General features: G+C 57.1%; 1 rRNA gene. It reads right to left on the bottom strand.

Going from position 1 to position 1,831, the window contains the following annotated elements:
* Positions 1-2: 2 nt before the first annotated feature.
* A 23S ribosomal RNA gene (locus tag ACWC9T_RS41725) occupies positions 3-1,831 on the bottom strand; the annotation flags it as partial.

Below are 1,831 nucleotides of genomic sequence, written 5' to 3'. Positions count from 1 at the left end.
CTGAGGACAAGCCCTCGGCCTATTAGTACCGGTCAACTCCACCCCTCACAGGGCTTCCATATCCGGCCTATCAACCCAGTCGTCTACTGGGAGCCTTACCCTCTCAAGGAGGTGGGAGTGCTCATCTCGAAGCAGGCTTCCCGCTTAGATGCTTTCAGCGGTTATCCCTCCCGAACGTAGCCAACCAGCCATGCCCTTGGCAGAACAACTGGCACACCAGAGGTTCGTCCGTCCCGGTCCTCTCGTACTAGGGACAGCCCTTCTCAACACTCCTACGCGCACAGCGGATAGGGACCGAACTGTCTCACGACGTTCTAAACCCAGCTCGCGTACCGCTTTAATGGGCGAACAGCCCAACCCTTGGGACCTACTCCAGCCCCAGGATGCGACGAGCCGACATCGAGGTGCCAAACCATCCCGTCGATATGGACTCTTGGGGAAGATCAGCCTGTTATCCCCGGGGTACCTTTTATCCGTTGAGCGACGGCGCTTCCACAAGCCACCGCCGGATCACTAGTCCCTACTTTCGTACCTGCTCGACCCGTCAGTCTCACAGTCAAGCTCCCTTGTGCACTTACACTCAACACCTGATTGCCAACCAGGCTGAGGGAACCTTTGGGCGCCTCCGTTACTTTTTAGGAGGCAACCGCCCCAGTTAAACTACCCACCAGACACTGTCCCTGATCCGGATCACGGACCCAGGTTAGACATCCAGCACGACCAGAGTGGTATTTCAACGGCGACTCCACAACAACTGGCGTTGCTGCTTCAAAGTCTCCCACCTATCCTACACAAGCCGAACCGAACACCAATATCAAGCTATAGTAAAGGTCCCGGGGTCTTTCCGTCCTGCTGCGCGAAACGAGCATCTTTACTCGTAATGCAATTTCACCGGGCCTATGGTTGAGACAGTCGAGAAGTCGTTACGCCATTCGTGCAGGTCGGAACTTACCCGACAAGGAATTTCGCTACCTTAGGATGGTTATAGTTACCACCGCCGTTTACTGGCGCTTAAGTTCTCAGCTTCGCCTGGACGAATCCAAGCTAACCGGTCCCCTTAACGTTCCAGCACCGGGCAGGCGTCAGTCCGTATACATCGCCTTACGGCTTCGCACGGACCTGTGTTTTTAGTAAACAGTCGCTTCTCGCTGGTCTCTGCGGCCACCCCCAGCTCGGAGTGCAAGACTCGTCACCAGGAATGGCCCCCCTTCTCCCGAAGTTACGGGGGCATTTTGCCGAGTTCCTTAACCATAGTTCACCCGAACGCCTCGGTATTCTCTACCTGACCACCTGAGTCGGTTTGGGGTACGGGCCGCCATGAAACTCGCTAGAGGCTTTTCTCGACAGCATAGGATCATCCACTTCACCACAATCGGCTCGGCATCAGGTCTCAGCCTTAACGTGAGGCGGATTTGCCTACCCCACGGCCTACACCCTTACCCCGGGACAACCACCGCCCGGGCTGGACTACCTTCCTGCGTCACCCCATCGCTCACCTACTACCCCGTTGGGTCACCGGCTCCACCACTTCCCTTTGCCCGAAGGCTCCGGGACGGCTTCACGGGCTTAGCATCAAGAGGTTCAGCGTTGGCGCTTCAAAGCGGGTACGGGAATATCAACCCGTTGTCCATCGACTACGCCTGTCGGCCTCGCCTTAGGTCCCGACTTACCCTGGGCAGATCAGCTTGACCCAGGAACCCTTGGTCAATCGGCGCAAGAGTTTCCCACTCTTGTATCGCTACTCATGCCTGCATTCTCACTCGTATACCGTCCACGACTCGATTCCTCGGCCGCTTCACCCGGCACACGACGCTCCCCTACCCATCACAGC

Source organism: Kitasatospora sp. NPDC001159, from assembly GCF_053598235.1.
Note: the sequence above shows the minus strand (reverse complement) of the source record. Positions and strands in the feature narration are given on the sequence as shown.